We start from the raw sequence: 25,525 nt of genomic DNA on the forward strand, positions 1-25,525 counted from the left end.
AGAAAGCAGCAGCAGAAAAGGATAATACTATAATATGGGAGTTATCCGAAAGAGAACGGAAAATTATAAAATCATTAGGAAAATAACCCTCAAAACTGAATAAATATGAGCGAATTGACTAAAATGATAAAAGTTCCTCTTTGGGAGCTAAAAGAAATAGCTGATACACTTCGGATGGTAGCAAATGCGCTTGATTCTCCTAAAAGAGAATCATGTTTAGATCGAAATGTAATGCGTTCATGGAATCATGTAGTTGATATGATAAAAGGAAAGATACCCTCTGCACCTGAAAGCATTGACTACTATATGAAAGTGGGCCAGGTTCCTAATATAAACGAATAACTAATAATATGGAATTTGATTGGTTTTGGTTTACTGTAATAGTTTTGGTAATCTGCGTTACAATATATTCTTGTTTGGATAGCTATTGGAAATATAAGTCTGGCGACAGAGAAGATGAAAATAAATAATAATAATATGACTATGAAGATAAGAAACAATGATCTATCAGACAGAAGAATTGATATTGATATAACTGACGGTGTTTCAATTCACTTATATAAATGTGAGTATGACGAACTTATCAAGCTTCTTTTGCCGGATATGGAGCAGGAAATAAAGAATGCTTATTCTCTCCAACACAAGGCAATGGAGATACGTCAAGAATGCTGGGAAATGGTAAATGAAATTAGAGAATTATTTTACCACTGTTCCGATGAAGAGTACTGCATCAGGAAAAGTATGAAGGAAATAGAGGAGGATGAATTAGTAAAAGTGTTGGAAAAACATGGTAAACTATTAGGGTTTGTTTAATTCAAATCTATAAAAAAATGAATGGATAACTTTTCATGAAATTTTATGTAAATAACAGCAATACCCTTGCCAGTATAGCCAAGGGTATTGTTTTACAGAGCAGTTTTTCCAGTCTTTCTTGGGTAAATCTTTTATTTGGCTTCATACATGGCTTCCATAGATATCCATATTTTTCCCTGTGGACCATCTTCATCCATAAAATAGAATTTATGTGCGGTTTTGATGATCGACTCTTCCTCCAAAACAGTACAGGTATCTGCATAGAAGGAGTTAAAAGCGACGTATTTGTCCCATTTCGTAGTCCCTGCAGGAAAAGTCATACCTTTGGTGGAGATTTCAATCTGTTCAAGTGTCCAGTATGGCCCTTCACATTTCTTTCCGTTCCTATCAGTATAACGTATCAATGATGCGTCATATATGGCAAACGCCTCGTCATAATGATTTCCGTAAAGTATTCCATGCTGTTCACGCATAAATTTCCAGAATAAGTCCGGATGTTCCTCTTTCATCTTGCAGAGCATCCCATTGATTCCGTCTATACTTTGCCACATGGCTTTTTCTGTCGATATGCCGGTATTCTTGGCCGCCATTATCATATTTTTATAATCCATCATACTTATGTATTAAAAAGTTCTTTCAACTCAAGGAAATCAGCTTCGGTAATTTTGATTGCACCCGTATTTCCGAACATAAGGTTAAATATCGGATTATCCGGTAATTTAAGACGAATTATTCCCTTTCCTACAGTTCCCTGTACTAATCCTTTCCCGAACGGTGTTTCATCCATTTCACGGAACATGGTCATCATGTCCTTGAACAACATGTCCGCATCTATATTTCCCTGTTCATCGCAAATGAATAATGCGGCATTATCAATTACATTCTCTATTTTACCCCTCTCACGTGTAAGATAATTCTTAGCTCCTCTCTTCATGTATACAGAGGCGATTTTTAAATTAGGATTCTGAGCAACAAAGTCATCTATCCTTCCGTCAATCCATACCTCCAGTGAGTCTATGGTCTTGTTTTTCAAATCTAAAAGTTTTTCCTTTGCTTCCATCGAATTTATTTTTTAGGTGTTTTGGGTACTGGCTGCTTGCCGTTTTTCATATCAATGAATTCCTGCCAGGTAAGATGAGAGTATTGCATTATGTATTCATTCATAAGTGCCTCCTTTTTATTGGCTTCGTCTTTAGCTGTCTTTTGAATGCGTTTTAAAAGCGTCAGATGTTTGTCTAAAGCATCCTTTCCATCTTTTGTATTATTTTCCACAATAGGGCGCATAATACGCATATATTCACGATGTAATATTTGCTGTATATTTGCACTGCTTTCCTGGAATTCTTGGTTATGTTGTAAGTAATCGAACTCCTTGTCTGTCAGTGAAGCAGTTACCTGATCTATCTCATCCCATACGGGAGTAACCGGCTGAGAAGGTTGCTGATAATTTCTTTTCATTTCAGCTATTTTCTGCTGCATTACTTCCTGTTCTTTTTCAAGTTCGGGCAATGAAAAAGTTCTTTGCTGTAATAACGGATCTCCAAAATTCATAATAAATCGTTGTTAGTGGTTGGTAAATGAAAGTGGTATCGCCCCCGAAGGGGCTTTACCACTAACGTTTCTTGCGTTTCTTCACGCTTTTTGCAGTTTTTATGCTGCTGGATTTGACGCTGCCTGAGTACGACAATTGCATCCGAAAGGGTTTGCACCCTCCAAAACTGTAACAGTCGGAGTAGAAGGCAAACCAACAACACCATAGATTGCGCGACAAGTCTTACGGTCTGTGTAATTGATTGAGGCTGTGAAAGCCTTGTCAATCTCGCATTGGATCAAACGATCCTGGTAAGGACGTGTAGCTTCTAATACAGCAATCTTCTTGTCCAGTTCGTTGAACTTGGCACTGTAGCGTTCGTTCAACACGTCGTATAAGTCACGCTGTGACTTGTATAGACCAAAGTCGCCGTTCACTTGTGATTGGTATAAGCCGAAATCGGCATCTACTTGTGACTTCCATAGCTGGAACTTTTCGTTTACGTCAACATCGCGGTGAGCATACATCTGCTCCTGAGTGTTAACTTTGAGTCCCCACATTGCGTTAGTCAAAGCAAGTGCTTCCTCACAACCTTTTTCCCACGCCATGAATGCAGTGGGTGCACCACCCGAACGTCCGGCGATTGCATCACTGACCGTGTTGATGTTGACATTCTCCGGCATTCCGCCTCCGAACCCCAAGCCTCCTCTACGGGAGAGTGCCCACAGTCCAAGGGCAGTACCAGCTATACCCAGTCCAAGGCCTGCACCTGCTACCCCTTTGGATGCAAAGCGGTCACGTCCATAATCATAACAGTCGTAGTCACGATCCCCGTGAACATACTCCTTTTCCTTAATAACTTCTTTTACTTCAGCTTCCATAACAAATATTTTTGGAATTCCGGCCATGTGACCGTGCAGCAAAAGTACTCACTTAGCGTACCCTCTTTGAGTCTTCACTTCCAGCCCTCTTCCTCACTCGTTCCAGATATATTCCAATCATCGGTGAGGTCATATTCCGGGACATCAGGTGACGTATTCCGCGCGATGTCCTGTTAAGCAGTATAGCTACCTGTTTAGGATACATTCCGACTTCTGAAAGCAATATTACCAGTACATAGCGTGCATCGGTCGTCTCCATGTCCTTATCGTTCCCCAATATATTTTCTTCCGGAACTTCTGTTTCTTCTGCCACTAACTTGAGTAACTTCATGAAAACCTCGCTTTTATACATAATTATCGATTTAATAGTTAAATATTATATGGCAGGTGAACATAAGCGCACCGGCCTGCGTTAAAGATTCATCCTCAACGTCAGACCGGTGTGTCGTTTCGTTTTTTACGTGGTAGTTTAAAATGAAAGCGTTGAGGGTTTTTCATTTAATAACCCTCCTTTTTGCATAAGTATTAAATCTTTAGTATATTTGCAGTTAGTTAGCTTCAAGGTATGGTAAAAGGTCGTAGTTCTAATCTTATCAAATTGCGTAACGAGGCATTATTGCGCCGCTATTATTATTGGACGGAAATCCGTAGAATCCGGTTCGATGATACTTACCGTATCCTCTCCGAGGAAGAGTTTTTCCTGAGCATAGACCGTATTCGCGCCATTATTCATGCCAATCTTGGAATGTTGGACAATATGGAGATAAAACCTTCCCCACGTGTCCGCCGTTCCCGTCCTTCACGTCAGCTATCCCTCTTCAAGGATTAGGTTTTCCCTTACCTTGCATTCATACGTCTGTTCATAGACCTTGATACCGTGCGGCATGGTATAGTTCCTACTTGACACCCTCAACATCGGTCCTTTCGCTCCTTCCGGTTTAAACAGTTGCAAAGCCCTGTTGACCTCCCTGTTTTTCTGCATACGTTCCTTGGCCTTGTCAGCAGTTCCGCTGGTATAATGCGTGTCGTCATAGCAATCTATCGCCAGTTTTACCACAATACGGCATACGCCATCTTGTATGCTCACTCCTACACCATTGAGCGTGGACCACTCGCATGTGGGAGCATCAATGAGCACCAATGGAAATATAAGAGGATATGTGTCTGAATCCGCATCCTCACGATAGAGCATTTCCAATTGCCCGTAATCTTCATCCACCTGGCCCTTCAGCCAGGGCATTCTCTCTGCTATACGACTTTGAACGTCGTTAAATAATGTTTCTGTCATTTTACCAAATTTTTTCAAGTTCATTTATAACGGTTGTCTTCACTATTTCATCAAGGTCTTTACTTGGCCCGATAAACTGACGTTTCGGTATATCCGCCCTGATTCTCAGGGTTGCCCTCTTTGTCAATGCCAGGCGCTTATATTTCAACGCTTCCGGTGGCAGGTTCTCCTGCTTCTGCCTGCGGGCTTTCTTACCCATTTTTTTTGTAATGCCTGCCAGGTGATAGTATTTTGCCCAGAAAAATTTTTTCATTTTTTTGGTTACCCTGGGATTAGTCTGGATGGTACCTCCTTCGTTATTTATGGCTGCATAATCCACCGGATTGATTAGGATTACCCTGACCTTGTTCCCTTCCACCTGCACTTCATATCCGTTGCTTCTGGAGAGATGATTTCTGGATGACAGCAAGGGTCCGTACCTCGATGCCATCTTTTTCTTCTGGAAATCATCCTCCTGCCTCTTGGCCTTTTTCCATGGCTGCAGGCTTCCGTTATTGAATCCTCCTTCCCGGAAGTTCCGGTTGGTAAGGTTGACAGCCTTAACGCCTATCTTCCGTGGTATGGTATCCTTACAAGTCTTCTCTATCAGCTTGCATTTAGCTTCCAGCATCCTGATGGCTTCCTTGATGGTCATGTTACCTCCTTTTCTTCAAAAACGTTTCTACAGCCTTACCGGCTCCTTGGTAGGCGTCAGCTATATACGGATGCGAATCGCTGAACAGCTTTCCGTCCTCTCCCGGATTGTTATCCAGTCCGGGTGCCGGCTTCTCATCGGTAACAGGTATCCCATCTGCAGGGGTAGGCTTATCATCCGTCTGTTCCAGGCTGCATTTGCAGTTCCACCGGTCTCCCGGACGGTGGTATTTCCAGAAACTGTCGTTGACTGGCAATGTGAGCCTTATGCTCCAGAACTGACGGTGTATTTCATCTACTTCAACGCTGGTTGTCGGCATCCATCTCAAGTTGGGCATGATGTCACTGTCCCGTTCGAACTTTTTCCAGTCTGCAGCCTGGTGAGCCCGCAATACGGCCGTATCGTATTCCGTCTGCAACCAGTTGGTATTGTATTCGCCGATAATGGACTGTACGTCTTCCTGGAACTTCGGGAAAGGTTTCAGGCGTCCATCCGTATCAAGCAGTTGTGCAGCTATGTCGTTCTGCATCCGATGCGTCCGAAAGGCAGAGAATACTTCATTGTTTCCACGTATTTGCTCCAGGAAGTCGAATTCTGGATCATCAGGTTCAATGCTTGTGAACCCTTCATCGGCAGCCCGGTTGAATATTTCCAATGTTGCTTCGTACAGTTCCCCATCAATATCTTCCCTGACATTGAATTTCTTTTCGAAAATATCCCTCAGGACCTTCGCCATTATTTCCGCGGATATACTTATGCCTCCCGCCGCCGTATTTCTTGGATGGCAAACGGGGCATTTCTTCCCGTAGAGGTCATTCATTACCATTCTAAAGCCCCTTTTTTCGGGGCTCCGACGAAAAAATCCCTCAGTTCCTTTAACAACCCATTCCTCTGTTTTTCTTCCTTCTCCCTGTTTCCGGTACCAGGCGGTTGTTCTGCAGGACGTTGCGATTGTCCCGCTTCCATTTTCTTTTCCCGCTTGAGTTGCTCGTAATTGTCTGGTTTGGGTATACCGGATATCTCGTATACAGTATCATCAGATACCGGCACATCCATATTCTTCATCTTTCCGATGATGTCCATTTGCTGTGTCGCCGTCAGTTCCTTGGGCTCCACATAATAGAATTCACCGCCTGCAGTGTTGTATCCAAAAGTGTTGAATATATCCGTCATATCATAATTAAGGATGTTCAGTATGCGTATGCGGTCTGCCTGGTTGATGCGTTTCTCTCCTTTCTCCTGAACGGTACCGAGAGCTTGTGTCCCCCGTTCGGATGCTTGCGTAGTCAGCGTATTACCGAGTACGATTTTACTGATTTCGTCATTACAGGTGTCATAGAGAGACTTGTAGAGATCAGAGCTTCCCGTTTTTCCGGCACTTTCGATAAGTTTCAACTCACTGCCTTTCGGATGTAGGAATGCCGCCATTCCTCCCTGTTCTTCCATATCCTTGACTGTAAGGTTACGCACTTCGTCATCTCCGGCGTCATAGGTATATTCCCGTATGGGCATGCCGAAGATCTCGCAGAATTGCGCCCAGTCGGCCAGGTCGTTCCTTTTATATATAACATAGGGAGCGATATCCATGAGTTTTCCGAGTGACCGAGGCTTCCCGACAAACAACGTGTGCTTGAACTCATCAATGCTGGTACCTGTCATTTGCGATTCACGGTGTAAAAGAAGTCTCCTGACAGGGTCATAGTTCTTGCGAGGGATCAGCTCGTAATTCATCCATCCCTTACTGTCCAGGTAGAACTGGAAGAGGGAGAATCCCCAGAAGGTGGCGTCCATTACATCTCCTATAAAGTCAAAGAACCACGGTGAATTCAGAACGGTGTTTATTTTCTCATCGGGCTTTCCGTTTCTCCTGAATTCTATCTGTGAACATTGCAAGGCGGCTTTTCTTTTCTCTATGACGCTTGACAAATGCCCATCTGACAATACGTCCGTATAGATATCATACAGTTTCGTCCGTTGTGAGAAATCCACATTCTCCGCTCCCTTGACACCCATCATATAGGCGCTCATATCAAGGAAAAACCTCTTGGGCTGTGTTATGATGACCGTTCCCGGTTCTTTTCGTCCGGGTAACGGCATATTTCCGCTGACGGTAATCCGTCCTCTATTCTTTTTTCTTGTCATATCAATAGTGTGTAACTCGTTTCGGATTGCTTCTCATTTGGAAAGGCATTTTCTCTTTCAGTGCGTCCTTGTTCAATAACGGCACATCTGCAATGCTGATCTCCATCCTTCCAACGGATTTCAACCATTCTATGGCCCTTTCATACCGCTCCTTACGGATAGAGGATATTTTCTGAGGGTTATGCACGCATAGCACATGGTATATCGCAATATCTTTTGCGAACATCAGCACAAGCGTATTCCGTTCATTTCCTCTTGCAGCGAATATCTTATCGCAATCATAGCGCGACTCCATATATCCGCGCATTTCAGCTATAGCCTGGTCCTCGCAGACTTCCACAATGGCATCATCCTCCCTTGTCACTGCATTCAGGATATCCTGATGGATGGTTGCGTCATAATCTTCCATGTTAATAAATTCTGCCATAATCACCTCCTGTATTTATTCAATCTGCGCATGTTTGCGCGGGATTGGGTATATGTCTTGTCCATTAAGGCGGTCTTGTTGTCTATGATTCTGTTGCCACCTTCTATGCAGTCAGGTCCGTCTGCCGGGTACGGTAAAGTCATCTCAAAACATTTAAACTGTTCCATCAGTTCTTTCATATCCAGGCTGTTTGCCTCCTCCCGGTTGAATACCAGTTCTCCTTCCCGGTCCATAGGTTCCAGGTTCGCCTCGATGCGGGTCGCCTTATCGGTTTTCTTATCTTCGTCCGGTAGTATGTTCAACTGGACTGTAGTTTTCTTTTTCAGGCGATTTAAATGACGTTTTAAAACCTGTTTAAAGAAAGGGTCCTGTAGCTTATTGTTTTCCACATAGCAATACACGTTGGTCTTTCCTCCCACAAAACTATACAGGTCGAAGAATGACTCGATAAACTCTTCGTTGCTTCCCCTGAACAGGCGTCCCTTGATGATGTACAGCTTGCCTTGAATCTTTCCCATAAGCCATACCGCTTTATAGCTTGCCTGTTTTTTCTTACTCTCTCCCGGGGACGGGTCACCGTATATGACCAGAAACTTGAATTTCCTGAGCGGTGGTATTGTGTCCATGACCAGGTTCTTGAATATCGACCCTTCGGATACCGGATTGTTATAATACTCTTTCTGTACGGAGGCCGTGCTGGTCTTGGCAAGCGCGACATCTATGGCTTCCTCGCTGTTCTTCTGCGGCCAGGTGGATTTCCCATGTTCATCACGTACGTTGACGATATCCCAAGAGTCAGCCATTTTCCCCGCCCGCACAATACAGCAGTCCTTTGCAATGATATTCCCGCAGAATATGACCAGCAGTTTCACAGCAATGTCTCGTGTTCCATAAAACGCTTCTTCCCACCATTTCCATTGCGCTTCCAGACGGTCGGGGTTGCGGCATATCTCATCGGTATCGAAGTCGTCCAGCAGATGTACATCCGGACGGTCTGCATCATTACGTGATCCGCGTGGAGCACTTCCTGCACCTATGGCACGGAAGGACGCCCCATTCTTCAGGATAAACTCTTCCTCACTCCACTTTCCGAGTGTCACCTGATTCCCATAAAAGGCCTTCAGGCGAGCGTTGGTCTCCAACTGTTTCTTGTAAGGAGCCAACAGGCGGATGGCCGCATTCACCGTTGCGCTGGCCATCATCACGTTTTTTTTCTTTCCGGTAAGCACAAGATACAGCACGATGAACATGACCACGGTACTCTTTGCCAGGCTTCGCGCCCAGGACAACACTTCCATCCATTCCATGTGGGTGGTGCATCTGCGAATCGCACGGATATGAAATGGAGCAAATTCGGACTTTGCAAATTCCGGAAAAAAATACATGATCCATTCTACAGGGTCTGCTTCCAGACGCTTCAGCTTTTTCTTTTTCTCAGCTTCTGTCAGCTCCGTTTCCGCAGGAGTGACCCTTTCCATGTTTAGCTTGAATTCTTCCCATAAGGCATATGCTTGTCTTTCGTCGGGTGTCAATCTCATTTGGCTATCTGGTCTTTAATAAACAAATCCCACAATATGGTATATTCTTTAGCCTTGTCCAGGTCTGCTGTACGCAGCCAGTTGATAAACCTTATTCCTGTGCTGATAATATCCGAAATTCCGATATCCGTCTCCATCTTCTTAACAGCAGCCGCCAACTTGTTCAGAGTGTCGGCTTCCGCAGCAGTTGCATACCTTTCTCCCGGATTCCTTCCGAGTATCTTATCATTGATTTCAGAAATCTGCCGGTACATATAGGCTATCTGTTGCTCGCGTGTGATGGACAGGCTCGCCTTCAATTCACTCCACGTACCTGCATACGCCCATCTGGCAATGGTTTGCCTGGTTACTCCTACCTTACCTGCGATTTCTTCAAGAGTAAGGTCGCATTTTAGGAATAATTCTTTAGCAAGTGCTTTCTTTTCTTCTGTTTTTAGGTCTGCCATATTTATATCTTATTTATTCGCAAAGTTAGGATATAAACAAAAGATATGCAATGTGTTAAATATATAATAAGGCTTTATAGGAGTATCATGCACCTGTAAAAATGCATCATGTTTTATACGGGTTGCATTTGGTAAAAAAAACGCTCATCTTTGCAGCAAAAAACAATGAAAGCGATGAAAAAGACTTTCTTCAATATGATTCCTTCACCCGATACAGCGTGCATTCTCATATACGGAGATATTGGCGGTCCAGTAAACGATGCCGATATCGCAGCAGAACTATATGGTTATGCTGCGCAATATAAGAGTATCGACATTCGTATAAACTCCCTTGGCGGCAGTGTATATACGGGACTTGCCATATTTAATGCCATCCGTAATAGTGACGCGGACATACACATATATGTGGATGGCGTAGCTGCAAGTATGGCCAGCGTGATCGCCCTTTGCGGAAAGCCTGTACAAATGAGCCGTTATGCCCGGTTAATGCTGCACAATGTCTATGGAGGATGTTATGGCAACAAACAGGACCTCAAGGATATGGCAATGGAAATAGAAGGGCTGGAAGATACTCTGGCGGAAATGTATGCCGCCCGTATTGGTAAGGAGAAACAAGAGATTAAGGATACCTACTTTGACGGAAAGGATCATTGGCTGACGGCAAGAGAGGCGTTGGACCTTGGTTTTATTGACGGAATTTACGATACGGAAGAACCGGTTCCGGAAGAAAGCACGAACGAAGATATCTATGCCATCTTCAATAACCGGCTGAATACTAACTCAAAACCCGATACTTTTATGTATGAACAATTAAAGAAGAGAACTGCGTTTGCCAACTGTGCGAACGAAGCCGATATGATCAGGATTATCGGCTCACTGGAAGACAAGGCCGGAAAGTATGACAACCTTGTCACTGAGAACCAATCCCTTAAGCAGGAGATCCAGGGGTATAAACAAAAAGAGGTGGAAGCACGTAAGCAGGAGATGAAGGAATTTCTGGACAAGGCCGAGATGGAGGAACGTTTTTCCCCGTCACAACGTCCGGCTTACGAAGCCATGCTGGAAAAAGACTATGAACAGGGCAAGACCCTTGTGAATGCCCTTCCGGTGAAGAAGCGCATTATGGATATAATCAATCAGCCGGCGAACCACAAGGACACTTGGGAGGAGACTTGGGACAAGATCAAGAAAAATAACGGTTTCAATTGATAAAAAAAAGGAATATGATTAATATCAAGAACACTAATTACGACGGTGAGGTACTTGCTAAGATACTCACCAAAGCTTCTACCGGCAATGAGCTGGTGCAGAAAGGACTTATCAACATAGTCCCAAATGTAGAGAAGAAATACTCAATCCCACGCATGAAGGTGGGGAAAATGTTGCGAAAACGTGTCGAACAGCCGGAAGACAATGATTCCAAGGGCGATTTTGACTATTCTGAGAAGGAACTCAAGCCGGTCGATTTCATGGCTTTCACCACGTTCAACCCGCGTTCTTTTGAGCAAATATGGCGTCCTTTCCAACCCAAGGGCGAGCTTGTGTTCCGTGAACTGCCACCCGATGTTCAGAATACCATGCTTTCCTCGCTTGCAGACCAGGTGGACTTTGAGCTGGGAGATCACTTCGTGAACGGCATCTATGTCGATGACAACTCAGATGACGATCATCTGTTCAACGGTATCCTGATGCGTATCTTCGAAGATCCGGAAGTGATCCGTGTCAAATCTTCCTCCGAGGATTCCATGGTTACCCGTTTGATGCGTGTGCGCAAGGCCACTCCCCAGGTATTGAGGAACAATCCCTCCTTCGTGTATATTATGTCCGTGAACGATGCGGACCGTTATGATGACGAACTCACCATGCGTTATGCTAAGGGTGCGAACTGGACGGAAACCAATTCCCTCCGTTTCAAGGGAACCACCATCAAGACGGTGGCCTCATGGCCGGATGGTCTAATTGTCGGAACGGTAGCCACACCCACGGACAAATCTAACCTTTGGGGTGCAGTCAATCTGCAGAATGATTTCAATGTCGTGCAGATCGACAAGCTTACCAATGCAGGTGAACGTTATTTCTTCAAGATGCTGATGACTGCAGATACCAATACGGCTTTTGGTGAGGAAGTGGTATTGCTTGATGCGCGTGAAGGCAATCTGATTACCGTGACGGGTACAACCATCACAATGGCTACGCAAAACGACATGGTGGAACTGGCGCCTACTGCAGCGACCACATACAACATTGTCGCTACCGACATACTGCCCGGCGCCCGTCTGACCGTAGTCAACAAGGCTGCCACATACAAGGCAACCGTACAGGCTGTGGAAATACCGGCTGGCAAGTCAACTTCTCTATATTATGACGGAAAGAACTGGTTTGAAGGAGATGTTGTGGAAGTCAAATTACCTTCTGAGTCACCATCCGAAGATTCGGAAGTACAGACCGTACAGACTACAAAAACGACCGTAAAAGAAGAATAATCATGGCTGTACCACGTGGACTCAGGAACAATAACCCGCTGAATATCCGCCTCTCTGCCACCACACTGTGGCTGGGTGAAGTACGCCCTTCGAGTGACCGTTCTTTCTGCCAGTTTGAGAGCATGGCTTATGGTTACCGTGCAGGTCTGAAGCTGTTGCGCAACTATCGTAATATAAACGGTTGCCGTACAATATCGGATTTCATTCACCGGTGGGCCCCTCCGGTTGAAAACAATACCTCAGGGTATATCAGTCGGGTATGCAAGGAAATGCATGTGCCGGAAAGCTATATACCGGATGTGGACGATCGCCAAACCATGTGCGCTTTCGTCGCTGCGATGTCACAGGTGGAAAATGGCATCCCTGCCGTGATGGAAGATATTGAGGCAGGCTGGAATCTCTTGTAATCATTAACGTACATACGTATGGACTGGAGTATTATCATTACATTATTGCAGGACTGGCTGGCGCCTACAGGTTGCATAGCCATGGCGATAGGCTGGTACCGGGACCGCAAGGTCTATAAGGTCCGTGCGGTCAAGGAAAGTGAAGGTACCTATAAGCAATTATACGATGACCTTTCACAAACAATAATCTCATTATCTGAACAAACACGCAAGGTCAATGAAAAAATCATCTATCTGGAACAAGCTATCAGGGAGTGCTATAAATGCAAGTATGCTGAGTGTTGTCCTGCTGTTGTTTGGATGCGCAGCGGGCAGGGAAAGCCGAACAGCCATCCGCTTGGACTCTCTTTCCAGGACCGAAACCGAGGAAACAACCTACGAATCGGTCCCGATGACGCAGACGAGCCTGCCTCTGCCTCCAGACCACCTCCAGATGGTCGGTAAACTGCCACAAGGATTCGGAACCTCAATAAAGCAGAATGGTATCGGGCTAAAGGTGGAATCAGACGGTGAAGGCGGCCTGGTCATTACCGCCGAGACGGAAGATCTGCGGAAAACAGTGACAACGAAAAAAATATTGGAGACTTCTGTTTCCAATTTGATGGAGGAGGAAAAGACCAAGGAAGCGAAACCTTCCTTATGGCAGAAGATAAAGGTTGCCACAGGTATCAGCGTAACGATAATGCTTATAATAGGACTGTGGTGGATTAAAAACAGATTTAGAACATTTAAAAGAAAAACAATATGGCAGTAAAAGACGATGGCGCCATCTATGGCGTAACGAACCTGAAGCACAATGGTGTAAAATTGGGGCTGATCTCAGAGGACGGGCTACAGCCCGGTGGAGACGCGCCTACCAAGACACGTATATGGGCGGCCCAGAAGCGTAATGCACCGTTCAAAGTCCTCAAGTCCTCACCTGGTACAAAGATGTGGACACTTACCCTGATCGAGCTTACGGGAGAGAATATGAAGCAGGTCATGGGTGGAGAGGTTGACAGCAACGGGAATTACACTCCTCCTTCCGAGGATAAGGAAATCTCTGGTGTATTCGACATCGAATGTACGTCCGGACATACCATCCGTATTTATAACGGCACATTGACATGCAATTTCAGCAATGGTATCAACTTTACCAACGTACTCGGAATTGAATGCGAACTGGAAATGCAGGATGCCGGTGAGGGAAAGAGTCCTTACAAGGTTTTTGCTCCGGGGCAGGTGCCTCCTGAGGAGGAATTACCGTCTACGGGTGATGCATGATGAGAACCGATGAGAAACGTCGCGCAGCCGAGATGCTGCTCGATGCAGGTATACGAATACCTGTCATCCCCAAGCGTATATTCGGAAGAAGGACGGGAAAGTCACATCTGGTGATGCGCCGTCCTCCTACCGGATGCCTGTTAAGGATCGCATTGAAATACCTGAAAATAAACGTCACTCCGCAACAGGTAGAGGCAATGGATTATAATGGCCGTATGAAGTTTATTGCTGAGAATGCCAGAATAGTCAGTGAAATGGTGGCTCTTTCTATATGTACGGGATATTTATCAGGCTTTCTGTTGGTGAAGCCGGTAGCCTGGTATCTTAGATGGAGGGTGCACCCCGCCATGATGGCGGAAGCGATGATGCATCTGCTCAGGGATATAGATATAAAGTCTTTTTGCAGTATTATTCCATTGGCGTCAAGGATCGAAAGCATCCTAAACCCAATCGGAAGCCAAAATCAAAGGATGAGTTAAAGGGGCACCAGGAGCCACCTCATAGCATCCTCGGTATCGTCGCGCAAAGCATGGAGAGATTCTCAGCCAGCAAGCATTATATCCTTTGGAAACTCAGCTATGCCGAATTGTTGGCTATGAACATGGATGTTTCCCGCTATGTGTCTGCGGAAGAAGAGAAAGAACATATGGCGGAAAAATCAAAAAATGATCCGGAAGGATTTACAACAGAATATTATCAAACAAAATTAGGACTGTAAATAAATGGAACCTGTAAGGCTGGAAATATTGCTGGATGACAAGACACTGCAAGGAAGAAAATCAGTGGAGGGCAATCTTGACCATATGTCCGGATATGTCAAACTTGTCATTGCGCAAATGGAAGCAGAGTTAAAGGCCTTGGGTGTACAGATTAATAAGCAAGCAGGAAAGACAGGGATTGTCAATGATAAGGACCTGGCGGATGTACAGGCTCTTACCGGAGTTATCAATAACCTGAAAGAACAGCTTGCTGAATATGAAAAGCAGAAAAAACAGACCAGTTCCACTCCTCTTATTGCGGAAGATCCCGCACCAAAACTGTACAATGTCCGTATGAGTCTGCAACAGATCGCCCGTGAGCTTCCGGCACTGGCGATGGGACCGCAGATGTTCTTCCTGGCTATCTCCAATAACATTCCGATATTTACGGATGCCATAGCCTCCGCACGGAAGGAATATGAACGGTTAATAGCAGCCGGCCAGAAAGCAACGCCGGTTTGGAAACAATTACTTTCATCTCTGTTTTCCTGGCAGACGGCGATGGCGGCAGCGATCATGATAAGTGTGACATATGGCAAGGAAATAGGAGAATGGGCAAAGGGACTTTTCAAGGCAAAAGATGCCACTCTGGAAATGCTGAGTGCTGAACAACAGATGGCATTGGCACGTAAAAAAGCGACTGAAGATGTTAAAGACGAACAGGCACACCTGGACATACTGTATAATAAATTAAAAAACACGTCCTTGTCAACAAAGGAACGTACCACTGCGGCTAATGAATGGATGAAGAAGTATCCTCAGTATGCCAATATTCTGGATGGAGAAAATATAAACCTGGACAAACTGGGGACAGCCTATAAATCTCTAAGCAAAGAGATATATGCAAGTGCCGTAGCAAGAAATTATGCGGATAAGGCCGCAGATCTTTCCATAAAAAGAGCTCAGGAATTGACGAAAGCTCAGAATCAGTATGTTTCATATTTAAAATCCCAAGAAACGTTGGATAAGGCTATTGCCAATTTGAGAAAGAGCCAAGGTGATGATTATGATGTCACTACCAATAAGGCCATTAGGGATCAGATGGATATGGTAGAAGAACAGAAGAAATTATGGCTTGATCTTCGTGCAAATGTAAAGCAATACGACAAGGATATCGAAACAATATCAGACCATATTAATACTCTTGAACTGTTTCCTGAACCGGAAGAAGGAACTTCTGATTATTGGAAACAACAGCAGGAGCGAGCAGAAGGTGTTTTGAACAAGATAAAGTCTGACATAAAAAAGACATTGGATGCTGCGGCAAAAGAAGGAAAGGATTTGTTTTCCATCGGTATAGATAAAGATATTGTCAAAGTGTACCAAAATGCTACAGAGCAACTTAAGCAAGCCCAAAAAGAATTGAAGGCATATGATTATAAAGACAATAAACCATCCGGGAAAAGTTCTCTGGATTATCAGAATGAGCTTGCAGATGCCCGCATACGCGCACAAAAAAAACTTGAAGAAACATTGTTGTCTGTAATGCAGGAAGGATACGAAAAGCGTAAGGCACAGGCCAGCAAGGAATATAATGACTCTATAGCCGAGATAGATAAGTATGAGCGTGAAGATCTTAAGCGTATTCGGAAAGCACGGGAATCCGGGGTGAAAATATCCCCTGAAGAAGAACAGGCGATAAAGACTACTGCCAACCAGTCACGTATCGCTGCATATCAGATGTACGTAAAAAAATATACGGAGATACAGCGGGATTTCCTGTCAGATAGTACAAAGTCTTGGAATGAATATAACAAACAATTCGGAACAATCCAGCAGAAACGGCTTGCCATTGCACAAGAATATGCGGTTAAGATAGCTGCAGAACAAGATCCGAACAGGAAGAAAATTCTGGAGAAACAAATGGGGCAGGCCTTGTCGGAATTGGACTTCCAACAACTGAAGAAATCAATCAATTGGGAGATGATATTCGGTAATCTGGAAGTAATTACACGTAAACAACTTCAGGCTGTCAAGAAACAGCTTGTCACCTTTAAGAATTCCCCTGAATTTAAACAAAAAGCTTCTCCTGAGTCAATCAAGGCTATTGAAGAGGCAATCAATAATATAAATGCCTCACTGGTAGAAAAAGGTGGTTTTTTCGGAGGACTTGGAGAAGCCCTATCAGATTACGAGGATAAGGTGAAAGCAGTTTCAAAAGCACAGGATGAACTGAACACAGCCTTAAAATCCGGGGACTCGGTAGCCATTGAAGCGGCGCGCGACAAGAAGAATAAGGCGGAAGCAGAAATGAACACCGCCAAAGGGACCGTAGAGGCAGCTTCGAACCGGACCATTTCTAATCTGACATTGCTTGGCAATGCAATCAGTCAGTTAGGAGAAAATGCTGAAATGAGCTTATCCACATTTGGAGGAATAGTCGGAGAAGTTGTTGATGTATTTTCGGAAAGTGGGGAGAAAATCGGTGGCCTCATAGGAGCGATATTTGCCATACTTGATAATATCGGAGAAGTAGGAATTGACAAGTTCGTCAGCAATATTTTTTCCAGTATTGGTAATATGGTCAGCGGTATTATGGGGGCGGATTGGAATCCCTGGAGTTGGATTGGAGCAGATAAGCTGTTTAAAGGAGCAGATTATTCCGATTATAATGAAATGGTTGAGGAATACGCCAAACTTAATCAAATATGGGATGAGTTGATCGATAAGAAGTCTGAATATATATCCATGAGTTATGGCCCTGAAGCAGCCAAAGTGGGACAAGAAGCTGAAGAACTGATAGAAAAGAGCATTGAGTCTTATCGTATACTCGGCCGGGAAAGACTGGACTCAGGAAGTAGTATAGGGTCTCATTCTATTGGTGTACGTCAACGGAAAAACATGAGTAGTGTAGGTTGGAATGAAGCAAGAGCGGCACTTGGAAGTGCTTTTGATGAGTTCAAAATTGGAGAAGGTCGTATGACGGGACTGTTTGACCTGTCAACGGAACAATTGGCTAAACTTAAGAATGAAGCACCTACATTTTGGGCGAAACTGGATGACGATGTACGTGGATATCTGGACAGCATCATAGAAGGATCGGAAAGGTTGGAGGATATACAGCAACAGGTGAAAGAACAGTTGACACAGGTGTCTTTTGATAGCATACGTGATAACTTTCTGGATACGCTGATGGATATGAGTAGCGACGCCGAGGACTTTGCTGATAATTTTGAGCAATATATGCAGCGTAAGATCCTAACGGATATGGTTGCAGACAAATTTACTGAACAGCTTGAAAATTGGTACGATAAATTCGTCGAATACAGCAATGCAGGAGATATAGGCAAGGATGATTATCGTGACTTGCAGGAAAGATGGAATAAAATAGTAGCGGATGCACTTGAAGAACGTGATATTCTTAAAGACCTTTTTGGCTGGAGCAGTAGTGAAAGTTCTACCCAGTCAGGTAGGCCAGGAGGATACGTATCTCTTACAGAAGAGACAGGAGGAAGGCTTGAAGGTATCGGTAATGCGACTTTGGATCACGTAATATCTATTGACAACAACTTGTCGGATAACTTGGAGATGATGGCGGACTCTATGGCTGTCATTGCGGAGAATAGTACTTACCTGAAATATTTGTCGGATATTTCAGATAATTTATCGGTGATGAGGAACAGAGGTGTGAAAATAAATGGTTAGGATATGGAGGTAGAGAGTGGGCTATTATTTATCAATGACACGGATATGGCCACATATGGTTGTTTCCTTTGGGAAGAGAATCAGGGAGGACATGCTAATTATGATGCTTTGATGGCGCCTCCTGAGATGAAAGAATATACGACGGTAGAATTTAGGGAAATGGACGGTGAAGAGCTTCCTGCTGAATTGATACCAAAATATAAAGCGCGGGATATCATCCTGAAATTGGCCATTGTTGCTGAAACGAAGGCCCAATGGTTTGAATATTATAACAGCGTGTTGGCGTTATTAAGGTCTGGATGGCTGGAGATAAGGGTCCCAGAGATCGGGAAAACCTATAAAGTATATCTTAAGAAGTTTCCCAAATACAGCCAATTTACGCTGCTACGGGATACAGGACAACAGGTAGCCGGATTCTCGGTAACTTTTCGGGAACCGAAACCTGTATTTTAAGCGAGGTTTAAAAACAATTTAAATATCATAAATGGAGCTGACGATATATAACAGAAACGGACAGGTTAAAAAGATAGTTAGTCCGGATTCCACTTCCTCATGGACAGAGGAAGTAGGCGTGGAATTTGTGGTGAGTGTAAACTTCACTACCTGGGATTTTTTTGTACTTTCCGTAGGCGACTATATACTTGTTGACGGTAAACGGTTTTCTATCAAGAAAGAATATCGTCCTAAACAGGCCAATACTCAGAAATATACATATAATATCAACTTCTACTCACGCGAACATGACATGGAAGATATTCTCTTCTGTCGTCTCAATCATGGAGATAATGATCTTGAATCAGTATTTTCCTATGATGGCACACCGGGAGAATTTCTTCAGAAACTGGTTGATAACATGAACCGTAATACTTCTGGTGGCATCTGGAGAGTTGGGGAAGCGATTGTTGCAGATCGGCAAAATATCAATTTTAACAGCATGTATTGTTGGGATGCAGCAGCAGAAATTGCCAAGACTTTTGAAACGGAATGGTGGATGGATGGTGAATACCTGAATTTCTCCAAATGTCAACGTGGAGAAAGGGTGGAACTTGGTTATATGGAAGGTCTGAAATCCGGATTGTCACAACAGGAAAATACGAATGCCATCAAATGGTTTACACGCTTGATACCTGTTGGAAGTAGTATCAATATTGATCCTTCGGTTTATGGCTATGCAACATTACAATTACCCTCGCGTGAGAAGTATATTGACCTGAACACCAATCTCGGTCTCAAGGAGTACCGGGAAGAAGCGGCATTTGCTGGCATATTTCCACACCGTACAGGTACATTGTCTGCTACACGTTCAGAGGAAAAGACTAATGAGGAGACTGGAGATTTTACGGTATATTACGTTAGTGACAATGAGCTGCCGTTCAATCCGGATGATTATATGCTGTTCGGAGAAGTGATCAACATTACTTTTAAATCCGGGGCATTGATTGGAAAAACCTTCGAATGTAACTGGCATAACGCCACAAGTGAATTTGAAATTATCAATACTTATCCGGATGATAATATACAGATACCGGGAGGGAATCTAATTCCGGCTGTCGGAGATACTTATGTGCTTACAAATATCCGGATGCCAGAAAGTTATTATTCTGAAGCGGAAGAGCAGTACAAGCTTGCTGTGGATGATTTCCTTAAAGAATATAGTAAGGATGTGTCTATTTATTCCGGAGAAACGGATTATATCTATGTAGATGAAAACGACATTCCTTTACATTTGGGACAAAGGATTCGCCTGAAAAGTACACTTTACTTTGATGAAGGATACCGGGATAGCCGTATCACTCGCGTGACCCGCAAACTGAATAACTTGGGAGAAGCTACTATTGAATGTACTAATTCGGTTAATACTTCTTGGAAATCTTCGGTTGAAAACTCCATTAATAACTTGCAGTATACAGTTTCACAAGAGATATTGCAATCAATAGTGCGTCTTCTAAAAACTGGAGACAGGGAGAATCCGAGTGATTATACTGCTTATTCTTCTCTGAGAAGTCTCGAGATGTTCCTGCGAAAAAATGCTCCTGACACGGTAGAATATGTTATCACTTTCCTTCAGGGACTGATTACCGGCGACTGGTCTCAGGGCAGCACGGGTGTAGGCATCTACAAAGATGATGCCGGCAACTGGCATATCGAGACTGACTATCTGGATGTCCGCATGAGGTTTACGGCCAAAGAGGTGGAGATACAGAAGGTATTCCACATCGGAGGCTCTGAGCTCAAGACATCGGCCTCGATGAAGTGCGTCCGTGTGGAGGAACTGGATGACGTATACCGTTGTTATATGAATACTTCCGACGGCGACGGTCAGGTGATATATAACCAGTTCAAGGTAAACGATCAGGCATACGTTCAGACGTTCAATCTGGAGCGTCAGGCTGACGGGACAGTTGGCAACCACTTCTTCTGGAGACTTGTCACTGCAGTGGGACCTGATTACATCGACCTTTCCAAAGCTGTGTGCGCATTGGCCTCTGATGCTCCGAAAGCCTTTGACGACATCGTGCAACTTGGCTATCGTGGTACGGATGACCCGTCTCGTCAGGTTGCGGTCATTGATGCCGGTGCGGGTGAGGGAGCACCCTATTACCGCCAGTATGTAGGTATAAACTCCTTTCACCTGCCTGAACCGGAAACGCAACTTAAGCCGGGTGACAACAAATTGAGCGGTGTCGTTCATATTGAGAAAGGTAGTACCGGTGCCGGTAATCTTTCCGACCTTCCCGACTTCATACAGCAAGCCCAACAGATGGGCACGGTGAACCTGCTGCGCAACAGTGGATTCACGGGTGACTATGAGACGGAAGAATTGAATGCGGACACTGAACTGACCGAAGATACCGAAATGTACAGCAAGGCGTTGGAGTTTTGGACGGGCATGGCCACGGTTCAGGAAGATGCCACGGCTGTTTCCGGTCGATCGGCTGTAATAGGTAGCCTTTCCCAATCCGTTGCACTCATTAATCAGGAATTATATGTCATATCGTATCAAGCAAAGGGTGAGACTGTGGCTGTGTCGTGCGGTGATTTCAGCGTGGCTCAGCCTCTCACATCCGAATATAAGAGATACAAGCACAGCTTCACCTTCTCAGGCGCAGGTATATTCATGCTCAGTGGTACCGCAACCGTTTGTGACGTTCAGTTAGAGAGAGGAACGATAGCAACGGACTGGAAGCCTTCACCTCTTGACAATGACAAGAGCATGGCGGAGTTTCAATCGCTCAGTTACATCTATGATGTGCTGAAAAACGGAAGTGTGGACATTATCGGCGGTCTGATACTGTCAAACATGATCCAGCTTGGCAACTATCAGGATGGTAAGATGAAACGTGTGACGGCAGGTATAAGCGGCATATACAATGATGAAGATGACGTATACACATGGGGAGGCGGCACATTCGAACAGGCCATCCGCACCGTCATGAAGTATAAGAATAATCCGAAGTATCAGCCTACGGAGGAAGAGCTTAAGACAATGGCTAATGCGGTCATTACCCACGGAGGAAGGACTATTATTAACGATGTCATCCTTCGTGGATATGTCTATGCGCTTGGCGGGATGTTTAAGGGAACGGTGGAAATCGCTGACGGAAAGATACTGTTGAATGAGGATGGAAGCGGTCAGTTGGCAGACGGAACGATTTATTGGGATTCTTTTGGTCGCATGTTCCAGAAGAGCCGGTCCATCACCGTATGGAGGAATATTAAAAAAGAGATGGATGAACAGGGTATTTCCGGGCAATACGATATCGATTTTCACGGTGGAACCTATCTTGATATTACAAAAATATTTACGGATAATAGGACAATCAATCTTCCTTCGGCTTCGGAAACTCCCGACATGGTACTGGACATGAGAGTTTTGCTTATCAGTCGTCTTGCGGATGTCTATAGCGTAAGCTGCCTTGCGGACGGTGGCATAAAGCTATACAATCCTGACACCAAAACTTATGATATAGTGCAGTCCATATATATCATGAGAGACGAGGATACGGGAATATCAGAGGATACCATCGAATCCATCAAGGAGGGTGAAGAATATCATTGGTATGCTGGCCGTAAATTTACAGCTAACTTGTAAAATAAATGTATAATGGATCTGAATACAATTAAAAATACAGGCAATTGGGGCAACTCAGCCTCACGTTTGAACGAGAACTTCTCCAAAATAAAGGTGGAGATAGAAAAGTTAAAGCATTTTTCAGAAAGTCCGTTTGTAGGGTATTTTGATTCGGTAGGTAAGCTGCCTGCACGGACGGAACCGGCTTGGGCTTTGGCAGGAGATTTGGCAACAGCAAAACCGTATGCTTATTATGTTGCTGGCAATATACCTATTGGGTATGTTGCCGGATGGAATGACCTTAGCGCGACACTTGGCACGTATGACTTCACGGAGTTGGCTAACTATGTGTCTAAAAATGAAATGTTCAATGTCATACGTGGCAAGAACCTTTGTAATCCGGAAGATTTAAAAGCGGGAGTATATCTTAATTCTTCCGGTGGCACACAAAATGGGGCTTCTTATGCCGTAACGGGGTTTATTCCTATCAACGAAGGTGAGACATTGTGTTGCAATAGAACTATATCTTCTGTAGCTTGCAATGTCCTTTATGCTGCCGATAAAACCACTGTAATAGCTGCCTTTCAAAATTCAGCTTCCCAGATATTGACATGGCAGGAAGGTGCTTCGTTTGCGAGGTTCTCTATTCAGAACAATTTGAGCAATGTACAGGTAGAAGTAGGCAATTCGCCTACTTCTTATGAAGAATATGTGGCACCAAAGAATATTGTAAAAGAAGAGCTATTGCCTGATGTTACGACTGAGAAGATTACGGATGGTGCTGTTACAGAAGATAAGGTATCATTTATCCGGGAGGTTATGGGTAAAAATCGCTGCAATCCTGCGGATGTAAAAGACAATGTATATCTGAACCAATGGGGACAGCTTGCTTCCAATTCTTCTTACGCTGTAACGGGTTTTATCCCAATCAACGAAGGTGAGACATTGTGTTGCAATGGAACAAACACAAACAATTCTTACAACCTCCTTTATGCTTCCGATAAAACCACAGTAATAGCTGCTGTACAAAACTCTACGAGTAAAATTCTTACATGGCAGGAAGGTGCCGCATTTGCAAGGTTCAGCATAGACAAAGTATTTTTTCCCTCACTTGATAACATACAGGTAGAGGAAGGCACCGCTTCAACAACATACGAACCTTACGCTGTATCGAAAAAAATAAATAAGTCTCTTATTCCTGATAATGCAACTGATATTGAATTACCGGATAGTATTGTTACCACTTCTAAGATAGCTGACAGTGCAGTAACGGAAGAGAAAAGTGTTTTTTTTGAACCTTCGGACAATCTGTTAAATCCTAACGATCCGGATTATAAATCTGGTTATTACGTCAATTATGTATATGGAACGATCGTTGCAAATCCTTCTTATGATGCCAGTGGATTCATTGCTGTAGTAGCTGGAGAAAATTATACTATCAGTCATAGTATATATAACGCTTGGTATGATCTTTCAAAGAAATTTATATCGGGAATAAATAATCATCCCGGTGGCCTACAGACTGTTCTGGCTCCTGAAAATGCGGTATACATCCGGGTGTCTATCCCGATCAATGATAAGGGCTCCTTTATGGTAAATAAAGGAAATTCATTGTTGCCATATGTACCATATGGGAATAAATTGAAAGAGAAATATCTTCCAGACTCTTTGATTGCAGATAGCTTCGTTAACAAAATATGTCTGCCAAGCAAATTATATATGCTGGACGGAGTGCAGAATGACTTGTTTGTTGAAGCATTTACAAAAAGATACCGTCCATATATGGAAGATGTCAGATTCTCAGGGACAGCTACCTATCAGAGAAGATTGAAAAGAGTGGCAAGCATCAAGAATCCAGTGGAGGGAAAAACCGTTATAGCATCATTGATTGAGCGTATAAATTTTACGGAGGTTGACAAACAGATTTCCACATTGGTAGTGTCCATTCCTTCGGCCGGTGACGGGGAAATAGCTGTACAGATAATCGGAGACAGCATTACCAATGGAGCATTCTTCGGAAATGCGCTTATTACAAATAATTATGTGCCTGGAATAAATCTTATAGGCCTTCGTGATTCTCTTGGATATTCAGGATATTACGACGAAGGCCGTGGAGGTTGGACACTCGCACGGTATTTCCGTGTGTCAACAGGTAGGACGGAGGCCTATAACGGTTTTTGGCAACCGGAAGGAAATTTCCGTTACTATGGTGATACGGCCTTCTGGAAATTGGCAAATGATATACGCAAGAACACATCGGGCAACTGGACTTTTGATGAGAGCTACAATGCGGGACGTTTCCAGACTCAATCCATCAAATTTGATGACAATACAGGATTGAAATTAAACCCTGCATCAGGAGATATAATGTATGACAATGCCAACAGTAAGTATATATTATATAATGGCAGTTCTTGGATTGATACTACTTATGATACTTATACATGGGGATTCAATTACGCTAAATACCTTTCGGCATGGGGATTGACGCCACCTTCTATTTGTGCCGAGTTTCTTGGAGTAAATGATTTCATGAACTCCGAAAACCCCGATAAAATAGATTTTAGCACATGGGATGCAAATCTGGAAACTATGATTGCTTCTTACAAGGAAGCTGTTCCGGATGGTAAATTTGTTGTTATGCTGCCATTATCTACAATGGGTACGGAAGATAATGATAGTGGTTTGTACAACACCAAAAAGAGTGCAGCTATGTGGACTGCCCGCAAACATATCATTGATACTTTTGATAAACGTGAGTCAGAAAGTATTTATATACTTGATATAGCCATTACTTGTGATAATGAATATGGCTACAACATGGTAAACGATGAAGAGATAACCAAGCCTTATGCGGGTTATAGTGGTGGATATAGATATAATGTCCAGACTGGCAATCCGCACCCGTATGCTGCCTATCCTACAATGGGAATTCCTTTGGCTGCATTCATCCAAAAATACAGGTAAGATGGGATGCTTAAATGTACATACAGAAAGAATTGGTGAAGGAATTAAGGTTTCTTGTCATCGTGTCGGTGAAGGTTTAAAAGTATCTTGCGGATTGGTCTGCTCGGTCAATGCCGCGAGAATACTTAAAGTCGAGCCGAAGCATATATTCCTGATGGAGGAAAACGGATATACAGAAGAAGTGTGCGTCATCTCCAATGTGGAATGGCATATAGATAATAACTAATTGT

28 protein-coding genes are annotated in these 25,525 nt (G+C 43.8%); 16 read left to right on the forward strand and 12 right to left on the reverse strand.

Features of this window, described 5'->3' with window-relative positions; all coding sequences use genetic code 11:
- Positions 1 to 105 precede the first annotated feature (105 nt).
- Positions 106 to 342, forward strand: a complete 237-nt coding sequence (locus tag DW182_RS15775; RefSeq protein ID WP_118296123.1) for a hypothetical protein — start codon at positions 106 to 108, stop codon at positions 340 to 342.
- A 135-nt stretch (positions 343 to 477) separates the two neighbouring features.
- Positions 478 to 813, forward strand: a complete 336-nt coding sequence (locus DW182_RS15780; RefSeq protein ID WP_147400131.1) for a hypothetical protein — start codon at positions 478 to 480, stop codon at positions 811 to 813.
- A gap of 131 nt (positions 814 to 944) precedes the next feature.
- Here the strand turns inward: DW182_RS15780 and DW182_RS15785 are convergent, their stop codons facing one another.
- The 5 genes from DW182_RS15785 to DW182_RS15805 form a co-directional block, all read right to left on the reverse strand.
- Positions 945 to 1,427, reverse strand: coding sequence for a hypothetical protein (locus DW182_RS15785; RefSeq protein ID WP_118296125.1), 483 nt, complete (start codon positions 1,425 to 1,427; stop codon positions 945 to 947).
- Positions 1,428 to 1,429: 2 nt separating this feature from the next.
- Positions 1,430 to 1,873 carry a hypothetical protein gene (locus tag DW182_RS15790; RefSeq protein ID WP_118296126.1) on the reverse strand — a complete coding sequence of 148 codons (444 nt, stop codon included), beginning with the start codon at positions 1,871 to 1,873 and terminating at the stop codon, positions 1,430 to 1,432.
- 5 nt (positions 1,874 to 1,878) lie between these two features.
- Entirely contained in the window at positions 1,879 to 2,364 is a 486-nt protein-coding gene (locus tag DW182_RS15795) for a hypothetical protein (protein WP_118296127.1), read from the reverse strand.
- A 99-nt stretch (positions 2,365 to 2,463) separates the two neighbouring features.
- Positions 2,464 to 3,225, reverse strand: a complete 762-nt coding sequence (locus DW182_RS15800; RefSeq protein WP_147400132.1) for a hypothetical protein — start codon at positions 3,223 to 3,225, stop codon at positions 2,464 to 2,466.
- Between the two features lie 52 nt (positions 3,226 to 3,277).
- Positions 3,278 to 3,556: a hypothetical protein gene (locus DW182_RS15805; RefSeq protein WP_233564172.1), complete on the reverse strand. Its 279-nt coding sequence runs from the start codon at positions 3,554 to 3,556 to the stop codon at positions 3,278 to 3,280.
- A gap of 234 nt (positions 3,557 to 3,790) precedes the next feature.
- Here DW182_RS15805 and DW182_RS15810 point away from each other — a divergent pair, with 234 nt between their 5' ends.
- Positions 3,791 to 4,054, forward strand: coding sequence for a transposase (locus DW182_RS15810; RefSeq protein WP_118296130.1), 264 nt, complete (start codon positions 3,791 to 3,793; stop codon positions 4,052 to 4,054).
- On the opposite strand, the gene DW182_RS15815 is transcribed toward DW182_RS15810, so the two are convergent.
- The 7 genes from DW182_RS15815 to DW182_RS15845 are packed head-to-tail and all read right to left on the reverse strand — an operon-like array spanning position 4,034 to position 9,700.
- Positions 4,034 to 4,513, reverse strand: coding sequence for a hypothetical protein (locus DW182_RS15815; protein WP_118296187.1), 480 nt, complete (start codon positions 4,511 to 4,513; stop codon positions 4,034 to 4,036). The two genes, DW182_RS15810 and DW182_RS15815, sit on opposite strands and share 21 nt — an antisense overlap.
- A gap of 1 nt (position 4,514) precedes the next feature.
- Positions 4,515 to 5,147, reverse strand: coding sequence for a hypothetical protein (locus DW182_RS15820; protein ID WP_118296131.1), 633 nt, complete (start codon positions 5,145 to 5,147; stop codon positions 4,515 to 4,517).
- Between the two features lies 1 nt (position 5,148).
- On the reverse strand, positions 5,149 to 5,973 hold the full coding sequence (locus DW182_RS15825; protein ID WP_158580811.1) for a hypothetical protein: 825 nt from the start codon (positions 5,971 to 5,973) through the stop codon (positions 5,149 to 5,151).
- Positions 5,967 to 7,289: a DUF935 family protein gene (locus DW182_RS15830; protein WP_118296132.1), complete on the reverse strand. Its 1,323-nt coding sequence runs from the start codon at positions 7,287 to 7,289 to the stop codon at positions 5,967 to 5,969. The genes DW182_RS15825 and DW182_RS15830 overlap by 7 nt, the downstream gene beginning before the upstream one ends.
- Position 7,290: 1 nt before the next feature.
- On the reverse strand, positions 7,291 to 7,716 hold the full coding sequence (locus DW182_RS15835) for a phage protein Gp36 family protein (protein WP_118296133.1): 426 nt from the start codon (positions 7,714 to 7,716) through the stop codon (positions 7,291 to 7,293).
- A gap of 2 nt (positions 7,717 to 7,718) precedes the next feature.
- On the reverse strand, positions 7,719 to 9,254 hold the full coding sequence (locus tag DW182_RS15840) for a hypothetical protein (RefSeq protein ID WP_118296134.1): 1,536 nt from the start codon (positions 9,252 to 9,254) through the stop codon (positions 7,719 to 7,721).
- The gene (locus DW182_RS15845) at positions 9,251 to 9,700 is read right to left on the reverse strand and encodes a DDE transposase family protein (protein WP_118296135.1); all 450 of its coding nucleotides are present in this window, start codon (positions 9,698 to 9,700) and stop codon (positions 9,251 to 9,253) included. The genes DW182_RS15840 and DW182_RS15845 overlap by 4 nt, the downstream gene beginning before the upstream one ends.
- Positions 9,701 to 9,865: 165 nt before the next feature.
- On the opposite strand from DW182_RS15845, the gene DW182_RS15850 reads away from it, so the two are divergent.
- Genes DW182_RS15850 through DW182_RS15910 form a run of 13 tightly spaced genes read left to right on the forward strand, consistent with a single transcriptional unit; the run spans position 9,866 to position 25,521 of the window.
- Positions 9,866 to 10,909 carry a head maturation protease, ClpP-related gene (locus DW182_RS15850; RefSeq protein WP_233564173.1) on the forward strand — a complete coding sequence of 348 codons (1,044 nt, stop codon included), beginning with the start codon at positions 9,866 to 9,868 and terminating at the stop codon, positions 10,907 to 10,909.
- Between the two features lie 14 nt (positions 10,910 to 10,923).
- A complete protein-coding gene (locus DW182_RS15855) occupies positions 10,924 to 12,183 on the forward strand; it encodes a hypothetical protein (protein WP_118296136.1) in 1,260 nt (419 codons plus the stop codon).
- A gap of 2 nt (positions 12,184 to 12,185) precedes the next feature.
- Positions 12,186 to 12,590, forward strand: a complete 405-nt coding sequence (locus DW182_RS15860) for a structural protein P5 (protein ID WP_118296137.1) — start codon at positions 12,186 to 12,188, stop codon at positions 12,588 to 12,590.
- A gap of 18 nt (positions 12,591 to 12,608) precedes the next feature.
- A complete protein-coding gene (locus DW182_RS15865; RefSeq protein WP_118296138.1) occupies positions 12,609 to 13,034 on the forward strand; it encodes a hypothetical protein in 426 nt (141 codons plus the stop codon).
- Complete coding sequence (locus DW182_RS15870) at positions 13,024 to 13,344, forward strand: hypothetical protein (protein ID WP_118296139.1); 321 nt, start codon at positions 13,024 to 13,026, stop codon at positions 13,342 to 13,344. Before DW182_RS15865 ends, DW182_RS15870 begins: the two co-directional genes overlap by 11 nt.
- Entirely contained in the window at positions 13,335 to 13,853 is a 519-nt protein-coding gene (locus DW182_RS15875; protein ID WP_118296140.1) for a hypothetical protein, read from the forward strand. The genes DW182_RS15870 and DW182_RS15875 overlap by 10 nt, the downstream gene beginning before the upstream one ends.
- Positions 13,850 to 14,332 carry a hypothetical protein gene (locus DW182_RS15880; protein WP_118296141.1) on the forward strand — a complete coding sequence of 161 codons (483 nt, stop codon included), beginning with the start codon at positions 13,850 to 13,852 and terminating at the stop codon, positions 14,330 to 14,332. Before DW182_RS15875 ends, DW182_RS15880 begins: the two co-directional genes overlap by 4 nt.
- Positions 14,333 to 14,382: 50 nt before the next feature.
- Positions 14,383 to 14,571 (forward strand): hypothetical protein, encoded by a 189-nt coding sequence (locus DW182_RS15885; RefSeq protein ID WP_118296142.1) that lies wholly within the window; start codon positions 14,383 to 14,385, stop codon positions 14,569 to 14,571.
- Positions 14,572 to 14,575: 4 nt separating this feature from the next.
- Entirely contained in the window at positions 14,576 to 18,256 is a 3,681-nt protein-coding gene (locus DW182_RS15890) for a hypothetical protein (RefSeq protein ID WP_118296143.1), read from the forward strand.
- A 3-nt stretch (positions 18,257 to 18,259) separates the two neighbouring features.
- On the forward strand, positions 18,260 to 18,709 hold the full coding sequence (locus DW182_RS15895) for a hypothetical protein (RefSeq protein ID WP_118296144.1): 450 nt from the start codon (positions 18,260 to 18,262) through the stop codon (positions 18,707 to 18,709).
- Positions 18,710 to 18,740: 31 nt separating this feature from the next.
- Positions 18,741 to 22,349 carry a hypothetical protein gene (locus DW182_RS15900; RefSeq protein ID WP_118296145.1) on the forward strand — a complete coding sequence of 1,203 codons (3,609 nt, stop codon included), beginning with the start codon at positions 18,741 to 18,743 and terminating at the stop codon, positions 22,347 to 22,349.
- A gap of 12 nt (positions 22,350 to 22,361) precedes the next feature.
- Positions 22,362 to 25,295, forward strand: coding sequence for a hypothetical protein (locus DW182_RS15905; protein WP_118296146.1), 2,934 nt, complete (start codon positions 22,362 to 22,364; stop codon positions 25,293 to 25,295).
- A 1-nt stretch (position 25,296) separates the two neighbouring features.
- Positions 25,297 to 25,521, forward strand: a complete 225-nt coding sequence (locus DW182_RS15910) for a hypothetical protein (protein WP_118296147.1) — start codon at positions 25,297 to 25,299, stop codon at positions 25,519 to 25,521.
- Positions 25,522 to 25,525 lie beyond the last annotated feature (4 nt).

The organism is Bacteroides sp. AM16-24, assembly GCF_003471885.1.
Lineage (GTDB): Bacteria > Bacteroidota > Bacteroidia > Bacteroidales > Bacteroidaceae > Bacteroides.